This is a genomic window from Corynebacterium sp. KPL1995, assembly GCF_000477935.1.
Classification (GTDB): Bacteria; Actinomycetota; Actinomycetes; order Mycobacteriales; family Mycobacteriaceae; genus Corynebacterium; species Corynebacterium pseudodiphtheriticum.
Window position 1 is genome coordinate 564,885 of the sequence record NZ_KI515715.1, and the last position, 13,114, is coordinate 577,998.

At 57.2% G+C, this 13,114-nt stretch carries 12 protein-coding genes and 1 tRNA gene; 7 read left to right on the forward strand and 6 right to left on the reverse strand.

Annotated elements, in window-relative coordinates; genetic code table 11:
- Positions 1 to 71: 71 nt before the first annotated feature.
- Together HMPREF1292_RS02510 and bioB are read right to left on the reverse strand one after the other, a co-directional pair.
- Positions 72 to 320, reverse strand: coding sequence for a hypothetical protein (locus tag HMPREF1292_RS02510; RefSeq protein WP_369707187.1), 249 nt, complete (start codon positions 318 to 320; stop codon positions 72 to 74).
- An 87-nt stretch (positions 321 to 407) separates the two neighbouring features.
- Positions 408 to 1,388 (reverse strand): biotin synthase BioB, encoded by a 981-nt coding sequence (gene bioB, locus HMPREF1292_RS02515; protein ID WP_023018607.1) that lies wholly within the window; start codon positions 1,386 to 1,388, stop codon positions 408 to 410.
- A gap of 198 nt (positions 1,389 to 1,586) precedes the next feature.
- On the opposite strand from bioB, the gene HMPREF1292_RS02520 reads away from it, so the two are divergent.
- Positions 1,587 to 2,288, forward strand: a complete 702-nt coding sequence (locus tag HMPREF1292_RS02520; protein ID WP_023018608.1) for a PaaI family thioesterase — start codon at positions 1,587 to 1,589, stop codon at positions 2,286 to 2,288.
- Positions 2,289 to 2,324: 36 nt separating this feature from the next.
- On the forward strand, positions 2,325 to 3,665 hold the full coding sequence (locus tag HMPREF1292_RS02525) for a M20/M25/M40 family metallo-hydrolase (RefSeq protein ID WP_023018609.1): 1,341 nt from the start codon (positions 2,325 to 2,327) through the stop codon (positions 3,663 to 3,665).
- 7 nt (positions 3,666 to 3,672) lie between these two features.
- Here the strand turns inward: HMPREF1292_RS02525 and HMPREF1292_RS02530 are convergent, their stop codons facing one another.
- The 4 genes from HMPREF1292_RS02530 to HMPREF1292_RS02545 form a co-directional block, all read right to left on the reverse strand.
- Positions 3,673 to 4,719 carry an iron ABC transporter permease gene (locus HMPREF1292_RS02530; protein WP_023018610.1) on the reverse strand — a complete coding sequence of 349 codons (1,047 nt, stop codon included), beginning with the start codon at positions 4,717 to 4,719 and terminating at the stop codon, positions 3,673 to 3,675.
- 2 nt (positions 4,720 to 4,721) lie between these two features.
- The gene (locus tag HMPREF1292_RS02535) at positions 4,722 to 5,813 is read right to left on the reverse strand and encodes a hemin ABC transporter substrate-binding protein (RefSeq protein WP_023018611.1); all 1,092 of its coding nucleotides are present in this window, start codon (positions 5,811 to 5,813) and stop codon (positions 4,722 to 4,724) included.
- A 1-nt stretch (position 5,814) separates the two neighbouring features.
- Complete coding sequence (locus HMPREF1292_RS02540) at positions 5,815 to 6,498, reverse strand: heme oxygenase (biliverdin-producing) (protein WP_023018612.1); 684 nt, start codon at positions 6,496 to 6,498, stop codon at positions 5,815 to 5,817.
- 306 nt (positions 6,499 to 6,804) lie between these two features.
- Positions 6,805 to 6,889, reverse strand: a tRNA-Leu gene (locus tag HMPREF1292_RS02545).
- Positions 6,890 to 7,194: 305 nt separating this feature from the next.
- On the opposite strand from HMPREF1292_RS02545, the gene HMPREF1292_RS02550 reads away from it, so the two are divergent.
- Genes HMPREF1292_RS02550 through HMPREF1292_RS02570 form a run of 5 tightly spaced genes read left to right on the forward strand, consistent with a single transcriptional unit; the run spans position 7,195 to position 13,111 of the window.
- Complete coding sequence (locus tag HMPREF1292_RS02550; RefSeq protein WP_023018613.1) at positions 7,195 to 8,100, forward strand: DUF3662 and FHA domain-containing protein; 906 nt, start codon at positions 7,195 to 7,197, stop codon at positions 8,098 to 8,100.
- Positions 8,101 to 8,129: 29 nt separating this feature from the next.
- Positions 8,130 to 8,597 carry an FHA domain-containing protein gene (locus tag HMPREF1292_RS02555; RefSeq protein WP_023018614.1) on the forward strand — a complete coding sequence of 156 codons (468 nt, stop codon included), beginning with the start codon at positions 8,130 to 8,132 and terminating at the stop codon, positions 8,595 to 8,597.
- Positions 8,598 to 10,178, forward strand: a complete 1,581-nt coding sequence (locus tag HMPREF1292_RS02560) for a PP2C family serine/threonine-protein phosphatase (RefSeq protein ID WP_023018615.1) — start codon at positions 8,598 to 8,600, stop codon at positions 10,176 to 10,178.
- Complete coding sequence (locus tag HMPREF1292_RS02565) at positions 10,179 to 11,687, forward strand: FtsW/RodA/SpoVE family cell cycle protein (protein ID WP_023018616.1); 1,509 nt, start codon at positions 10,179 to 10,181, stop codon at positions 11,685 to 11,687.
- Positions 11,684 to 13,111 (forward strand): penicillin-binding transpeptidase domain-containing protein, encoded by a 1,428-nt coding sequence (locus HMPREF1292_RS02570; RefSeq protein WP_023018617.1) that lies wholly within the window; start codon positions 11,684 to 11,686, stop codon positions 13,109 to 13,111. The genes HMPREF1292_RS02565 and HMPREF1292_RS02570 overlap by 4 nt, the downstream gene beginning before the upstream one ends.
- Positions 13,112 to 13,114: the final 3 nt, after the last annotated feature.

Below are 13,114 nucleotides of genomic sequence, written 5' to 3' on the forward strand. Positions count from 1 at the left end.
GCTAGTGCTGGGGGCTGGAGCACCTGCACATAATTAACGGCTAATTTATCTAGGGCTGAGATCAGCCGCCGTTAACCAGCGCCCAACCTGCGGCGTAGTTGGGCTTCGAAGATCCACTCGGAATCGACCAGCCCGTGCCGGGAGCATTCCGCGTGCCAGCCGTCGGGGCGGATCTGGACTTTCATCCGCCGTCCGCACAACTGGCAGAACCGGGGAGCATCGTAGCCTGCTTGTTGGGAAGGACTGAGTCGGATTTCCTCGCCGCTAGCGATCTCCGTGCCAGTGTTCGGGTGAAAGACTGGCTCGTCGTCGCTGCACATTGCCACCGCGAGCGGGGAGTTTTTCGTCTGCAGCGCGGGATCTTTTGCTCGTGCCATGGTGTTTGTGCCTACAACTCTATTTTCGGCCTACAGCGCCTTGATTGGTAGGTCGATGCGGTTCAGGGTTTCCAGGTCGGTTTCGATGCGCTCACCGAGCGTCGTCAAGTAATTACCGGCGATGATCGCATTAATGCCGCCGAGCAGGCCCTTTTCGAAGCCTTCGGTGCCCAAGGACAGTTCACGGCCGCCGGCGAAGCGGATGACGGTGCGTGGCATGGCCAGGCGGAACATGGCGACAGCGCGCAGGGCTTCGCCGAGCGGAACCAGTGGATAATCCGCAAACGGGGTGCCTGGGCGTGGGTCCAGGAAGTTCATCGGGACTTCACGTGGTTCGATTTCGGCCAGCTGCGCGGCGAATTCGGCACGCTGTTCCAGGCTTTCCCCCATGCCGATGATGCCGCCCGAGCAGACCTCTAGCCCAGCATCGCGCACGTTTTGCAGGGTTTCGCGGCGTTCTTCCCACGTGTGGGTGGTGACGACGTTCGGGAAGTGGGAACGTGCGGTTTCCAGGTTGTGGTTATAGCGAGTCGCGCCGGCGGCCTTGAAACGCTCCACTTGCTCACGGGTGACGGTGCCTAGCGAGCAAGAAATTTCGATATCTACTTCTTCTTTAATGCGCGGGATGGCACGCTCCACCTGACGCACAAGGTTTTCGTCCGGGCCCTTTACGGCCGCAACGATGCAAAATTCTGTGGCGCCGACCTTTTGGTTGCGCTTGGCTGCTTCGATGAGCTCGTTAATATTCAGCAGTACCGCACGCACGGGGGATTCAAACAAACCTGACTGAGAGCAGAAGTGGCAGTCTTCTGGGCAACCACCGGTTTTCAGCGAGATAATGCCTTCGACTTCCACATCAGGCCCGCACCATTTCAGGCGGGTTTGGTGGGCAACATCGGCGATTTCTTTCAGAGTTTCATCATCAACCTGCAACACCTGCAGGAGTTCGTCTTGGGTCAGGCCAATGCCTTGTTCCAGTGCTTTTTCCCGGGCGATATCAACAATGCTCATGCCGTTATCCTAATCACAGCACTTAAACACCGTTCAATTAACACACCACCCCAGCCATCGAATCCACCCCCAATTGTGTCCTAGAACAACTCCAGGCCAACTTGCGTAAGCTAGAAAACTGTGAAATTAAAAAATATCATCAGCCCACAAAACCGCACCACAAAACCACTTTCGTTACAGAAACGATTAGTAAAACGCATGATGTCGAGCCCGGACAGCCTGCGCCGCATATTAAATCTCTGGCCACCCCTGCGAGCTTCCGGCATCCGCATCACAGAAATAACTGCCGACGCCTCTTACGCCAAAATTGTTTGGAACCGCACCTGGAAAAACGTCAACATGCACGGCGTCGCCTTCGGCGGCACGCTATTTTCCATGGCCGATGTCATGATCGGCACCCTGTTGCAGCGCCGTTTAGGCTCTGGCTTTGAGGTCTGGACCCGCTCGGCCTCTTTCCAATACCTCAAACCTGGCCGCAACGGCGTCAATATTGAAGTGGAGCTTTCCGACGAACTCGTCGAATGGGTCCTGCACACCATCGAAGAAGACGGCTACTGCAATGTGCCGTATAGCTGCATGTTGAAAAACCCGGATGGCGAAGTTGCCTCCATTAGCCACCAAGAATTGCACGCCCGCCCACGCGGCGGAGGTAAACGCACCGCACGGCCGAAGCATGCCAGCAAACCCCGCGGATACATCCTGGAGCACATGGCCACCGCGATCGCTTGGGCCGCCTTTAGCGAAACCCCGGAAACACTCACCACGCTGCTCAGCAGCATGCGTCGTATGCCGAGCCAGGCTGAACAGCTACGCCACGTCTGTGCAAAAGCCAAAGAAGAAGCTGGCTGGGACGACGCACAGCTGCACAAATTTGGCGTTCCCGGTGGGTACCTGAACTAGCAGCATCTCCCATGCCGCTGCACTACCCTGGTGCTTATGAGCCTTTACGACGACACCTTCACCCTGCTGCAGGAGCTCATCCGCAACGGCTGCGTCAATGACCTCACCGCTGATTCTGGCGCTGAGGAACGTAACGTTGCCACCCTGGAAAGGTTTTTCGCCGATACCCCCGGCATCCGCACCGAGAAATTCGAGCCGCACCCCACGCGCACTTCCCTCGCGGTCACAGTGGAAGGCTCCGATCCGAACGCCGAACCGCTGACCTTACTCGGCCACATCGATGTCGTGCCTGTCGACGAGCCAAAATGGACCACCCAGCCGTTTGCCGGTGAAGTCATCGACGGTTTTATTTATGGCCGTGGCGCGATGGACATGCTGTTCATTACCGCAACCATGGCCGCCGTCACCCGTGACATCGCCCGGCGCGGGCAACCTGCCGGAACCTTGACTTTCGTGGCGCTTGCCGACGAAGAAGCCCGCGGTGGTTTCGGCGCTAAGTGGATTTCCGAGCACCGGCCCGAAGCCTTTTCTTGGAAGAACTGCCTTTCCGAAACCGGCGGTTCGCATTTACCGGTGCGTGATGGCTCGGATGCCATTGTCATCAACGTTGGTGAAAAAGGTGCCGGCCAGCGGCGCGTGCGCATCAGTGGTGATGCCGGGCATGGGTCCACGCCCTATGGCAAGGATTTTGCCGTCGTCAAGATTGCTGAGGTGGCTCGCCGCATCGCCAACATCAACCCGCCAATGCTAGATAGTGAGACCTGGCAAGGGTTCGTGCGCGCATTCCGCTTCGATGAGGCTACCGAGAAAGCACTGCTCACAGGCGCTTCAGCAGAAGCCTACGAAGCTTTCGGCGATCTCGCCGGCTATGCGCACGCGTTTTCCCACACCACTATTTCGCAGACGGTGCTGCGCGCAGGCGGTGCCATCAATGTGCTGCCTTCCGATGCTTACTTAGAGATGGATATTCGCCCATTACCTGGGCAAACCCAGGATGACATCGACGAGTTACTCCGCGAAGGTTTGGGCGATCTGGCCGACGACGTCACCATCGAACACTTGATCGTCGAACCGGCCTCGGAATCACCAGCCGAGGGCCCGCTGTGGGAGGCCATTGTGCAGACCATCGGCGAGTTCTTCCCGGATGTTCCCGTCATTCCGGTATTAGCCACCGGAGGCTCTGACCTGCGTTTTGCCCGCCGGTTGGGTGGGGTCGGTTATGGCTTTGCGCTGCACGCGCGCGAACGCACGATGTTTGAGGCAAACCGGCAGCTGCATTCGCACGACGAATGCTTGGCTGTGGAGGACTTGGAACTGACCGTGCGCGCTTATTCGTCGCTGGTCACGAAATTCGTCGGAGCACCACGTACTGCTTAGCGCGGCGTTATACCGCGCCCCGGCGCATCATCGCGCGCAACAGAATGAAAAATGTTGGCCCGCCCACCAGCGCGGTGAAAATACCAATCGGCAGGTCGGCAAAATCGATGATGCTGCGCGCGGCGGTATCTGCCAACACAATCAGCGCCGCTCCACCGAGGGCAGAAGCTGGCAGTAACACCACATTCGACGGGCCAGCCACCGTGCGAATGATATGTGGAACCACCAAACCCACAAAACCAATCAGGCCGGCATACGATACCGCCCCAGCCGTCAGAAGCGTGGCTAAGAGCAACGCCAGCACCCGCAACCGCGCGACATCAATACCCACGTGACCAGCTGCACGATCACCCAGCGCCAACACATCCAGCTTGCCGACGAGAAGCAGCGCAACCGCGATACCCGCACCAATCAGCACCGCCACCACAGAAATATGTGCCCACTTGGCACCGGAGAGCGAACCCATCTGCCAAAACACCACCTGCTCGCGGGAGCTGGTCGGGGCAATGAATATAAAAAATGAAATGAGAGCGCCTGCGACCGCGTTGACCGCAATCCCAACCAAAACCAGGTTGATCACCCGGATGCGCCCGGCAAAACGCGCAAGTTGATACACCAGCCACGTGGTTAACAGCCCGCTCAAGAATGCGAATACGGGAACCGTCGTAGCCCCAAACCAGCTAATGCCCAGCACAATCGCGAGCGAAGCCCCTACCCCAGCTCCTGCTGTTACACCGATGACGGACGGTTCTGCCAAGGGGTTGGCGAACACCGCCTGCATCAACGCGCCACCGACACCGAGCGCAGCGCCCACCAAAAGCCCAAGTACCAGGCGCGGCAACCGGATCTGCCAAATCACAGACTCGTCCATGGCACTCACCCCTAGCGGGCCAACAGCCAGGATTCGTGGCAGTTCGCCGATAGGGATTGTGTACTGTCCGATGACCAATGAAGCAATAGTTCCGGAAACCAAGGCGAAAACGAGCACAATAAACAACAGCACCCGGTTGCGGTTTCGGGCGCGGAGAACCTGTTGGGTGCGTTGTCTGTCCATAACTATTCGTTATGATAGATCGCTCGCGCAGCCTCCAAGAGCAACTGGCCCGATTGTGGGCCAAAAGCTAACGCTTGCCCGTCGGGAAGCGCAATCACACGTTGTTTTTGTCCCGCGATAGTTTGCGCCACGCCGGGCCGTTCCAACAGCCCCTCAATGTCGCCGACAGAATCGAGGCTACCGGACATCATGATGTAGACCTCCGGGTTTAATTCCGCGAGTGCCTCTGGGCTGGCCGGCGACGGTGCACCAATATCATTCGCCGTAGCCACATCGATGCCACCGATTCCTTCGATCAAATCATTGGTACCGGAATCACGCCCCAAAATATAAAACACGCCATTAGCGCCACGGGCATATAAAAAGGCGATGCGCAACGGCTCATCCGGGGCGATCTGCGCGATAGCGGCTTTCGCATCCGCCAGTTCTTCCTCACTACGCTGGGCGAGCGCGACACCTTCGTCGGCAAGTCCCAAGACTTCGCCCAGCCTTCGGATCTGCGCACCCATTTTTTCCAAACTGTGGTCATCTTCTACCACCACAGTGGTAACCCCGGCTTCCCGCACCTGGTCAATCACCTCACTGGGGCCAATGGAGTGATTAATCACCAGGACGCTCGGGCGCAACTCCAAGATTGCCTCGGCGTTCAACGCGTGCGCACCATGGGTAACCACCGGCAAATCCTGCAGCGATTCTTCTTGCGAAGCCACAGTCCGGCCGACGAGATTATCTGCCAACCCCAAACCACGCACAGTTTTGGTGAAAGTACCGTAGAAATCGAGCGCCAAAATGCGAGATACATCCTCCACGACGACATCGTAACCGTCCGCATCGGTCAGGCTCACAGGAAGCTGCGGCTCGGGTGAGTTGGTTACGGGAACCACTTCTTCCAGGTCAGAAACAATATTTCCGCCCCGGAAGTCGCGCGGATCGGCATCAGCACCATGCTCAACGACGTCTTTTTTCAAGTTCTGATGCGCCGAAGGCTCATCCCACGATGCACATGCCGAAACCCCCAACCCAGTCACTGCTAACAAAACAGTGCAGGTGGGGGCTAAGATCCAACCTCGCTTTTGGGGCTTTATCCAGGGCATATTAGCTTTCTGCTGGGAAGCGACGCGACAGCGCCGCAAACAATTCAAAGTTACAGCGGAATGCGGCGACCGCTTCTTCCAAAAGATCTGTACGCTGTTGATCCGTCAACTGCAAAGAATCCAGGGTGGCACGGTAGGCATCGCGATAAGGCTTGATCTTACCGACGGCAGAGAAATCATAGAAGCTGAGCTCCTGCTCCCCCATACCATAGTGGCGCTGCAGCATACGCGAAATAACCTGGCCACCAGAGACATCGCCCAAATAACGCACATAATGGTGCGCCAGAACGCGGACTTCGTTGCCGGGCAGATCCATCTTTTCGATGCGCTCTACGTAGGCGGCGGTAGCCGGCATCACGCGAACATGCTCACCCCAGTGCGGGCCCACCATGCTGACCAAATCGGAATCCAATGCCATACGGCGCTCCAGGCGTGGATCGGCATAGCAGGCACCAATTGGGCTAGAGGCGACGGTGCGGACCGCGTGCTCGAGGGCATCGTAAATAAACCACATTTGTGCATGGTATTCAGCAACTGCCTCGCGGCTAAGTTTGCCTTTCAATAGGCGGTCCATGAAGTCGGAGGTTTCTGCATCTTCATGGGCTGCCATCGTGTGCTCACGCAGCTGCTTGGACAGTGGCTGCTGTTCGGTGTGTTCAAAAAGCGCAGTGGTTGCAGTAGTCATTGTGGTGTGTCCCTTTCTCATCAGACCCCGACCAGCCCGTCGCGGTCTGAGTCTCACCTTATTAAGATAGCCCTATCCTAACCACGCCCGCACGGCTTAGACAAGGATTTGCACTCCTAATTGCAAGATTTCGACCAAAAGTATGATCAGTCGGATAACCCCGGTTCAACCCCGGACTACACAAAGGACTTAACGACGGACTCCACGGCGAACCCCGCCGCAAGCTCCACGGCGAACACACCCCCGCAACGCAAAAACCCAGACCATCGCGTGCATTGTGCAACTCGATAATCTGGGATGAAATCGTGCCCGGGGCGGGACTTGAACCCGCACGTCCTATAAGGACACTGGCACCTGAAGCCAGCGCGTCTGCCAATTCCGCCACCCGGGCTGGGTGTCCATGAGGCCAAACACTTAGTACTAGATGCACAGTGCTTGATTTGGCGACTTAATGAAGATAACACGATATTTGCATTAATTAGCAAATTAGCTGTTCATGAGCGGTTTTTCTGCACAGCAAAATTTCGAAAAAACCACCAACCACACCGTACTGGCTTACGGTTTTTGACCTAGAACACTTTATACTGGGACACACTTGGTTTTCAGATATCTTCCAACAATCACGCACAACCGCAAGATTGACTGGGAGAAAACGCCCAGGCCCAGTAGCTAGATTCAGAAAGGAGGGCTCGCGCAATGGCACTTATGTCACGGTTTGCCAAGCTCGACAGCGCCATGCAGCGCGGCCTCGATAACGGCATTGCCCTGATCTTCGGTGGCAAAGTCGTCCCGGCAGAGATTGAAGAGCTTCTCAAACAAGAAGCACAAGACAACCTTTCCGCCACCGCCCGCGGCTTTGTTCCCAATGTGTATACAGTGGGTGTCTCATCAAAGGACCTGGAGAATCTCTCACGGGATCGGCAGCTGCCCATCAGTCTGGCCGACCAACTGGCGCGTTTCCTACGCAACGAAGGAATGGAAACCTTTGGCCCCGTGATCGTGCGCATCGCCGAAGAATCCGGCTTACGCACAGGTCAACTTCGGGTCTCATCTTTCTCTGATGCGCAGCCGGTGGAGCATTCCGGCTTCGACGCCATCATCACCCATGACGATAATCCCGAAAACGACGGCGCTGGCGAACAAACCAGCAGCCGACAGGAGGAATCCCCTGCCATGACTAGTTCCCCGTATTCCGCTGGATCAGGACAACCAGCCGGCCACGACGCCACGACAACGATGTTCCGTAGTGAAGACGTCGACAAGCAAAACCGGGCGCAGCAGGATCGGCAGCCAGAAGAAGAAACCACCCGCGTTTCTTTGTTGCTGCAGGATGGTTCTTCGCGCAGCTACTTGGTGGAAGAAGGCTCCAATATCATCGGCCGCAGCAATGATGCCGACCTGCGCATTCCAGATACTGGCGTGTCACGCCAGCACGCAGAAATTAGCTGGGATGGCCACGACGCAATCCTGGTGGATCTACAGTCGACCAATGGCACAACTGTGAATGACACACCAATCGAAAATTGGCTTCTAGCTGACGGAGACGTCATCACTGTGGGACACTCTCATATTGAAGTCCGCATTACTTACCCCAATTCTTAACCTCGACTCCTAGCGAAGGAAGGGCCACCATGGATTCAGTCCTCGTGTTTGGGCTACGCATCGGCCTGTTAGTGCTGTTGTGGCTATTCATTCTGGTGGCGCTTAACGCCATGCGCCGCGACGCCAAGTTTGCTTCCGCAGGCACCGCCCCGAAAACCGCAAGCAACACTGGTTTCGCGGCACCGGTTCCACGTTCGCGCAAGCCAGCCGCCCAAATCACGGTAGTCGAAGGCCCACTGCGTGGCTCACACATGCAGATTTCTTCCCTGGAAGAATTCACCGTCGGCCGGGCACCAGATTGTGATTTCGTCGTCGGTGATGATTACGCTTCTTCGCGTCATGCCCGGCTCTTCCGTCGTGGCAGCGAATGGTTCATCGAGGATTTGGACTCCCGAAACGGCACCTTTGTCTCTGGCGCCCGTATTGACCAGCCAGAACGCATCGCCGTGGGAACTGAGATTAAACTGGGGCGTTCACTATTGAGGCTGGTGCCATAGATGTCTCCATCGCAGAATTCACTGAAACTTAACTACACCGCGGCCTCGGACCGCGGTCTTGTTCGTACTAACAACGAAGATTCCGCTTTCGCTGGCCGGAATCTTTTGGTGCTTGCCGACGGCATGGGTGGCCACGCCGCCGGTGAGGTTGCTTCCCAGCTGCTGGTCACCACGATGCAGCGTCTGGATCGTGACCCAGGCGAAAACGACATGCTGGCTTTGCTGGGCACGGCTGCCGACGACGCTAATACCGCCATCGCCGATACCGTGCGACAGCGGCCCGAAACTCAGGGCATGGGTACCACGTGCACCGCCCTGATGTTCAATGGCACCACGTTTGGCATGTGCCATGTGGGTGATTCGCGTGGCTACCGCCTGCGTGGGGGCAAGCTGGAACAAATCACTATCGACGACACTTACGTGCAGTCGCTAGTGGATTCCGGCAGTTTGAAACCTGAGGATGTATCCACACACCCGCAAAAATCGTTGATTCTGAAGGCTTATACCGGCCGTCCGGTAGATCCGACGCTGCGCATGATCGACGCCCAACCTGGTGACCGGCTGCTGTTGTGCTCGGATGGGCTTTCCGACCCCGTCACTGCCGATACCATCGAACAAACCCTCAAAGAGGGCACCCCGGAACAGGCTGCCAGCAAACTGATTGACCTGGCGCTGCGTTCTGGTGGCCCAGACAATGTCACCGTCGTAGTAGCTGATGTTTTAGCTGGTGACGACGAATCCACCACCATTCCGGCGGCTCCAGTGAGCGCCGGCGCTTTGGCATTGCCCGAAGCAGAACGCGCCCACCCGAATACCGCGGCCGGGCGCGCAGCAGCGTTGAACCGCCGCCCACAGGTGGTGGAGCCGAAGGCGCAGGCCGCCGGTGCGCACAACCATGGAACTGGCGCCAACGCAGGTAACGGTTCTGGACCTGGGAATGTGGCTGGAGCTGGTTCCGGAGCTTGGGCTGGCAGTAGCGCTGGGGCCGCTGAGAACAGCGCACACGATAATGCCAGCAAACGCGGACGCAATTGGACATTGGCCATCGTCGTGCTCGTCTTGCTCGCCGGCCTGATCGGTGGCGGCTGGTGGGTGTATGCATCTTCGCAGGACAAGTATTACATCGCCACAAATGATTCCGATGAGCTAATCATCGAACGCGGGGTGGATTATTCGCTGTTCGGTAAGGACCTGCACGAGCCATACCAGCGGGTGTGTCTCACCAAAGATGATGAGGTTCGCACGACCGACCTGGGTGAAAAACCCAGCAATGATTGCCACCCATTTTCGCTGACTGACCTGCCAGGTTCCGTGCGTGGATCCATCACGCACCTGGATTCAGGTTCCTATTCGGAGGTCACCGACCAGCTACAGCGTCTATCCGATAAAGCTTTGCCTGTATGCGTAAACCGTGCCGAAACCGACAACAACGGCAAGAACAACGAGGGCAAGAACAACGACGACAACAGCGGCGCGAATAAAGACACAGACAAAGACACAAACAAAGACGCCGCAAATGCGGAATCTGCCGATGACGGTGGCCTGTCCACCCCCGGCGTGAACTGCAGGGAGGTGTCCTAAATGTCCCGGATTTTCATTCGTAGCACAGAACTGGGTTTGCTCATCGTCGCAGCGATTGCCTTCGCCGCGACCTTGGCGAGCTTTGAGCTGTCCCAAGGATCAACGCTGTCGGTGACGTTCCTGTATCTGGTAGGAGCATTCATCGGCGTGTTTACCGTCGCACACATCGCACTCACGATCTGGGCGCCCTACGCAGATCAGATCATGTTGCCGGTGGTCAGCCTGCTCAATGGTCTGGGTCTGATTATGGTTTATCGCATCGACACCGCCAAAGATCTGGGCTTGGCAAACAGGCAGGTCATGTGGTCGGTTATCGGCGTAGCGCTGTTGATTGCCGTGCTGATCATCGTGCGCGACCACAAAGTGCTCACCCGCTATTCCTATTTGCTGGGGGCACTAGGTTTGGTTCTGCTGGCACTGCCTTTGGTATGGCCCACCTCGATCAACGCGGATGCCCGCATCTGGATTCAGATCGGTAGCTTCACCCTGCAACCAGGCGAATTCTCCAAAATTTTGCTGCTGATGTTTTTCGCGCAGCTTTTGGTGCAAAAACGGGCCCTGTTTACCGTCGCGGGTTACCGTTTCTTCGGCATCTCCTTCCCGCGTCTACGCGACCTCGCCCCAATCTTGCTGGTCTGGGCCATCGCGATTTTGATCATGGCGGTTTCCAACGATTTCGGCCCAGTTCTCCTGTTATTCAGCACCGTGCTGGGCATGTTGTTCATGGCTACCGGACGCTGGTCTTGGCTGATCATTGGTTTGGGCCTCACCGCCCTGGGCGGTGCTTTTGTGTACTCCCTTTCGGCAAAGATCCAGGACCGTTTTTCTGCATTCCGAAACCCGCTGGACGACGTCGACGGCACCGGATTCCAGCTCTCCCAGTCCTTGTTCGGCATGTCCTGGGGCGGAGTCACCGGTACCGGGTTGGGCGAAGGACACCCGGATATCATTCCCGTTGTATGGACAGACTTCATCCTCGCCGCCATTGGTGAAGAACTCGGCCTGATCGGTCTCACAGGCGTACTTATCCTGTTTGCCCTGCTCGTCTCGCGCGGGTTTAACACTTCCCTGAAGGTCCGTGACTCCTACGGTAAATTGCTGGCCGCTGGGCTTTCGCTGACGATGGCTATCCAAATCTTTGTTGTCGTCGGTGGCATCACTGCCCTGTTACCGATGACGGGGCTGACTACCCCATTCATGTCTGCAGGTGGCTCTTCCCTGATGGCTAACTACGTGCTGTTGGCACTGCTGCTGCGCATCTCTAATTCTGCGCGTCGTCCAGCAGACGAAGCCTCCGGAAATAATGCAAACGCCAACGGCGGGCACGCACAACCAGCAGCAAATGCGGCGCCTGGTATGGAGCACACCGGCGTCTTCGATATGCAGCAAGCTCAATACGCTCAATATTCTGCACAGCCACAACATCCACAGAATTCACAACGTCCACGCCGTTGGCAGCGTTCCCAAAGTTCACAGCGTTCCCAGCGTTCCCAGGAGGCGAAACGATGAACCGTTCCATTCGCCTAGTCGCCGTATTTGCGATCATTCTGACAATCATCCTGCTGGTCAACCTGACCATCGTGCAGGCCTTCCAGGAAGACAAGTACGCCAACCACCCAGCGAACCAGCGTGGCTTCTACGACTCCCAAACCATCGCACGTGGCCAAATCTCTGCCGGCGGGCAAGTCTTGGCCGAGTCGTTGCCGAACGCAGATGAAACTTACTCCCGTAACTATCCAACCAACCCACCGGCATTCAGCAATATCGTCGGCTATCTGTCGGATCAATTCGGCGCTTCGCAGTTGGAACAGTCCCACAATGAGATCCTCAACGGCACTGACCCTTCTTTGCTGAGCACCAATTGGCGCGATGTGATCACCGGCAAGCAACCAAACGGCGCCAACCTGGAGTTGACCATCAACCCAGAAATGCAGCAATTTGCTTACCAGCAGCTAGCCGAACTGGGCTACCAAGGTGCCTCCGTCGCTATTCAGCCGTCGACAGGCGCGGTAAAAGCCATGGCTTCCACCCCAAGCTTCGACCAAAACGCGTTACTCGGTGACGGCGCAGAAAATTCCTGGGCAGAGTTGACCAGCACGGACGGAAACCCGCTGTTGAACCACGCCACCCAAGAAACGCTGCCACCGGGTTCCATCTTCAAGATCATCACCACCGCTGCGGGTATCGAAGCTGGTTACGGTCCAGAATCAACACTGACCGGCGCACCGTCAATCACATTGCCGAATACAACCACAGAGCTGACGAACTACGCCGGCCAAGCGTGTGCCGGTTCGGATGCGGTGAGTTTGCTGACTGCATTCCAGTACTCCTGCAACACAGCCTTCGTTGAAATGGGTATCGACATCGGCGACGAAGCACTGCGCAACACCGCGCAAGCCTTCGGCGTGGGCGAAAACTACGATCTCGGAATTCCCACCTCACCGGGCGCACTCGGCGACCTACCAGACCCGGCTGCGCTAGGACAGTCCTCGATTGGTCAGCGCGATGTCACCATGTCCGCATTACAGGCAGCCGTGATGGCAGCAACTATCGCGAACAACGGTGAGCGGATGAAGCCTTACGTCGTCGACAAGATCACCAGTTCCAACCTGCGTGATATCACTACGACAAAACCGCACTCACTAAACCGCGCGATCCCGGAAGAAACCGCAGCAACCATCGAACAAATGATGCTGGCTTCGGAGCAACACACCCTCGGCGCCTCCGCTCCCGATGTGGCGTCCAAGACGGGTACCGCAGAACACGCAGAAGGCTCCGCCCCGCACACCTGGTACGTGGCATACCTGCCGGATGCAGACTTGGCGGTGGCTGTCGTCGTCAAGAACGGTGGCGGCCAAGGCGAAGGTGCTACCGGTGGCTCTGTTGCCGCACCGCTGGGCCGGGCTCTGCTCGACTTTGGCAGGGGGCAATAATTT

Excerpts from the sequence above, each read along its gene's own strand:
- HMPREF1292_RS02510 (WP_369707187.1), bottom strand. The coding sequence starts at position 320 with ATGTGCAGCGACGACGAGCCAGTCTTTCACCCGAACACTGGCACGGAG.
- bioB (WP_023018607.1), bottom strand. The coding sequence starts at position 1,388 with ATGAGCATTGTTGATATCGCCCGGGAAAAAGCACTGGAACAAGGCATT.
- HMPREF1292_RS02520 (WP_023018608.1), top strand. The coding sequence starts at position 1,587 with ATGATGTCGAGCCCGGACAGCCTGCGCCGCATATTAAATCTCTGGCCA.
- HMPREF1292_RS02525 (WP_023018609.1), top strand. The coding sequence starts at position 2,325 with ATGAGCCTTTACGACGACACCTTCACCCTGCTGCAGGAGCTCATCCGC.
- HMPREF1292_RS02530 (WP_023018610.1), bottom strand. The coding sequence starts at position 4,719 with ATGGACAGACAACGCACCCAACAGGTTCTCCGCGCCCGAAACCGCAAC.
- HMPREF1292_RS02535 (WP_023018611.1), bottom strand. The coding sequence starts at position 5,813 with ATGCCCTGGATAAAGCCCCAAAAGCGAGGTTGGATCTTAGCCCCCACC.
- HMPREF1292_RS02540 (WP_023018612.1), bottom strand. The coding sequence starts at position 6,498 with ATGACTACTGCAACCACTGCGCTTTTTGAACACACCGAACAGCAGCCA.
- HMPREF1292_RS02550 (WP_023018613.1), top strand. The coding sequence starts at position 7,195 with ATGGCACTTATGTCACGGTTTGCCAAGCTCGACAGCGCCATGCAGCGC.
- HMPREF1292_RS02555 (WP_023018614.1), top strand. The coding sequence starts at position 8,130 with ATGGATTCAGTCCTCGTGTTTGGGCTACGCATCGGCCTGTTAGTGCTG.
- HMPREF1292_RS02560 (WP_023018615.1), top strand. The coding sequence starts at position 8,598 with ATGTCTCCATCGCAGAATTCACTGAAACTTAACTACACCGCGGCCTCG.
- HMPREF1292_RS02565 (WP_023018616.1), top strand. The coding sequence starts at position 10,179 with ATGTCCCGGATTTTCATTCGTAGCACAGAACTGGGTTTGCTCATCGTC.
- HMPREF1292_RS02570 (WP_023018617.1), top strand. The coding sequence starts at position 11,684 with ATGAACCGTTCCATTCGCCTAGTCGCCGTATTTGCGATCATTCTGACA.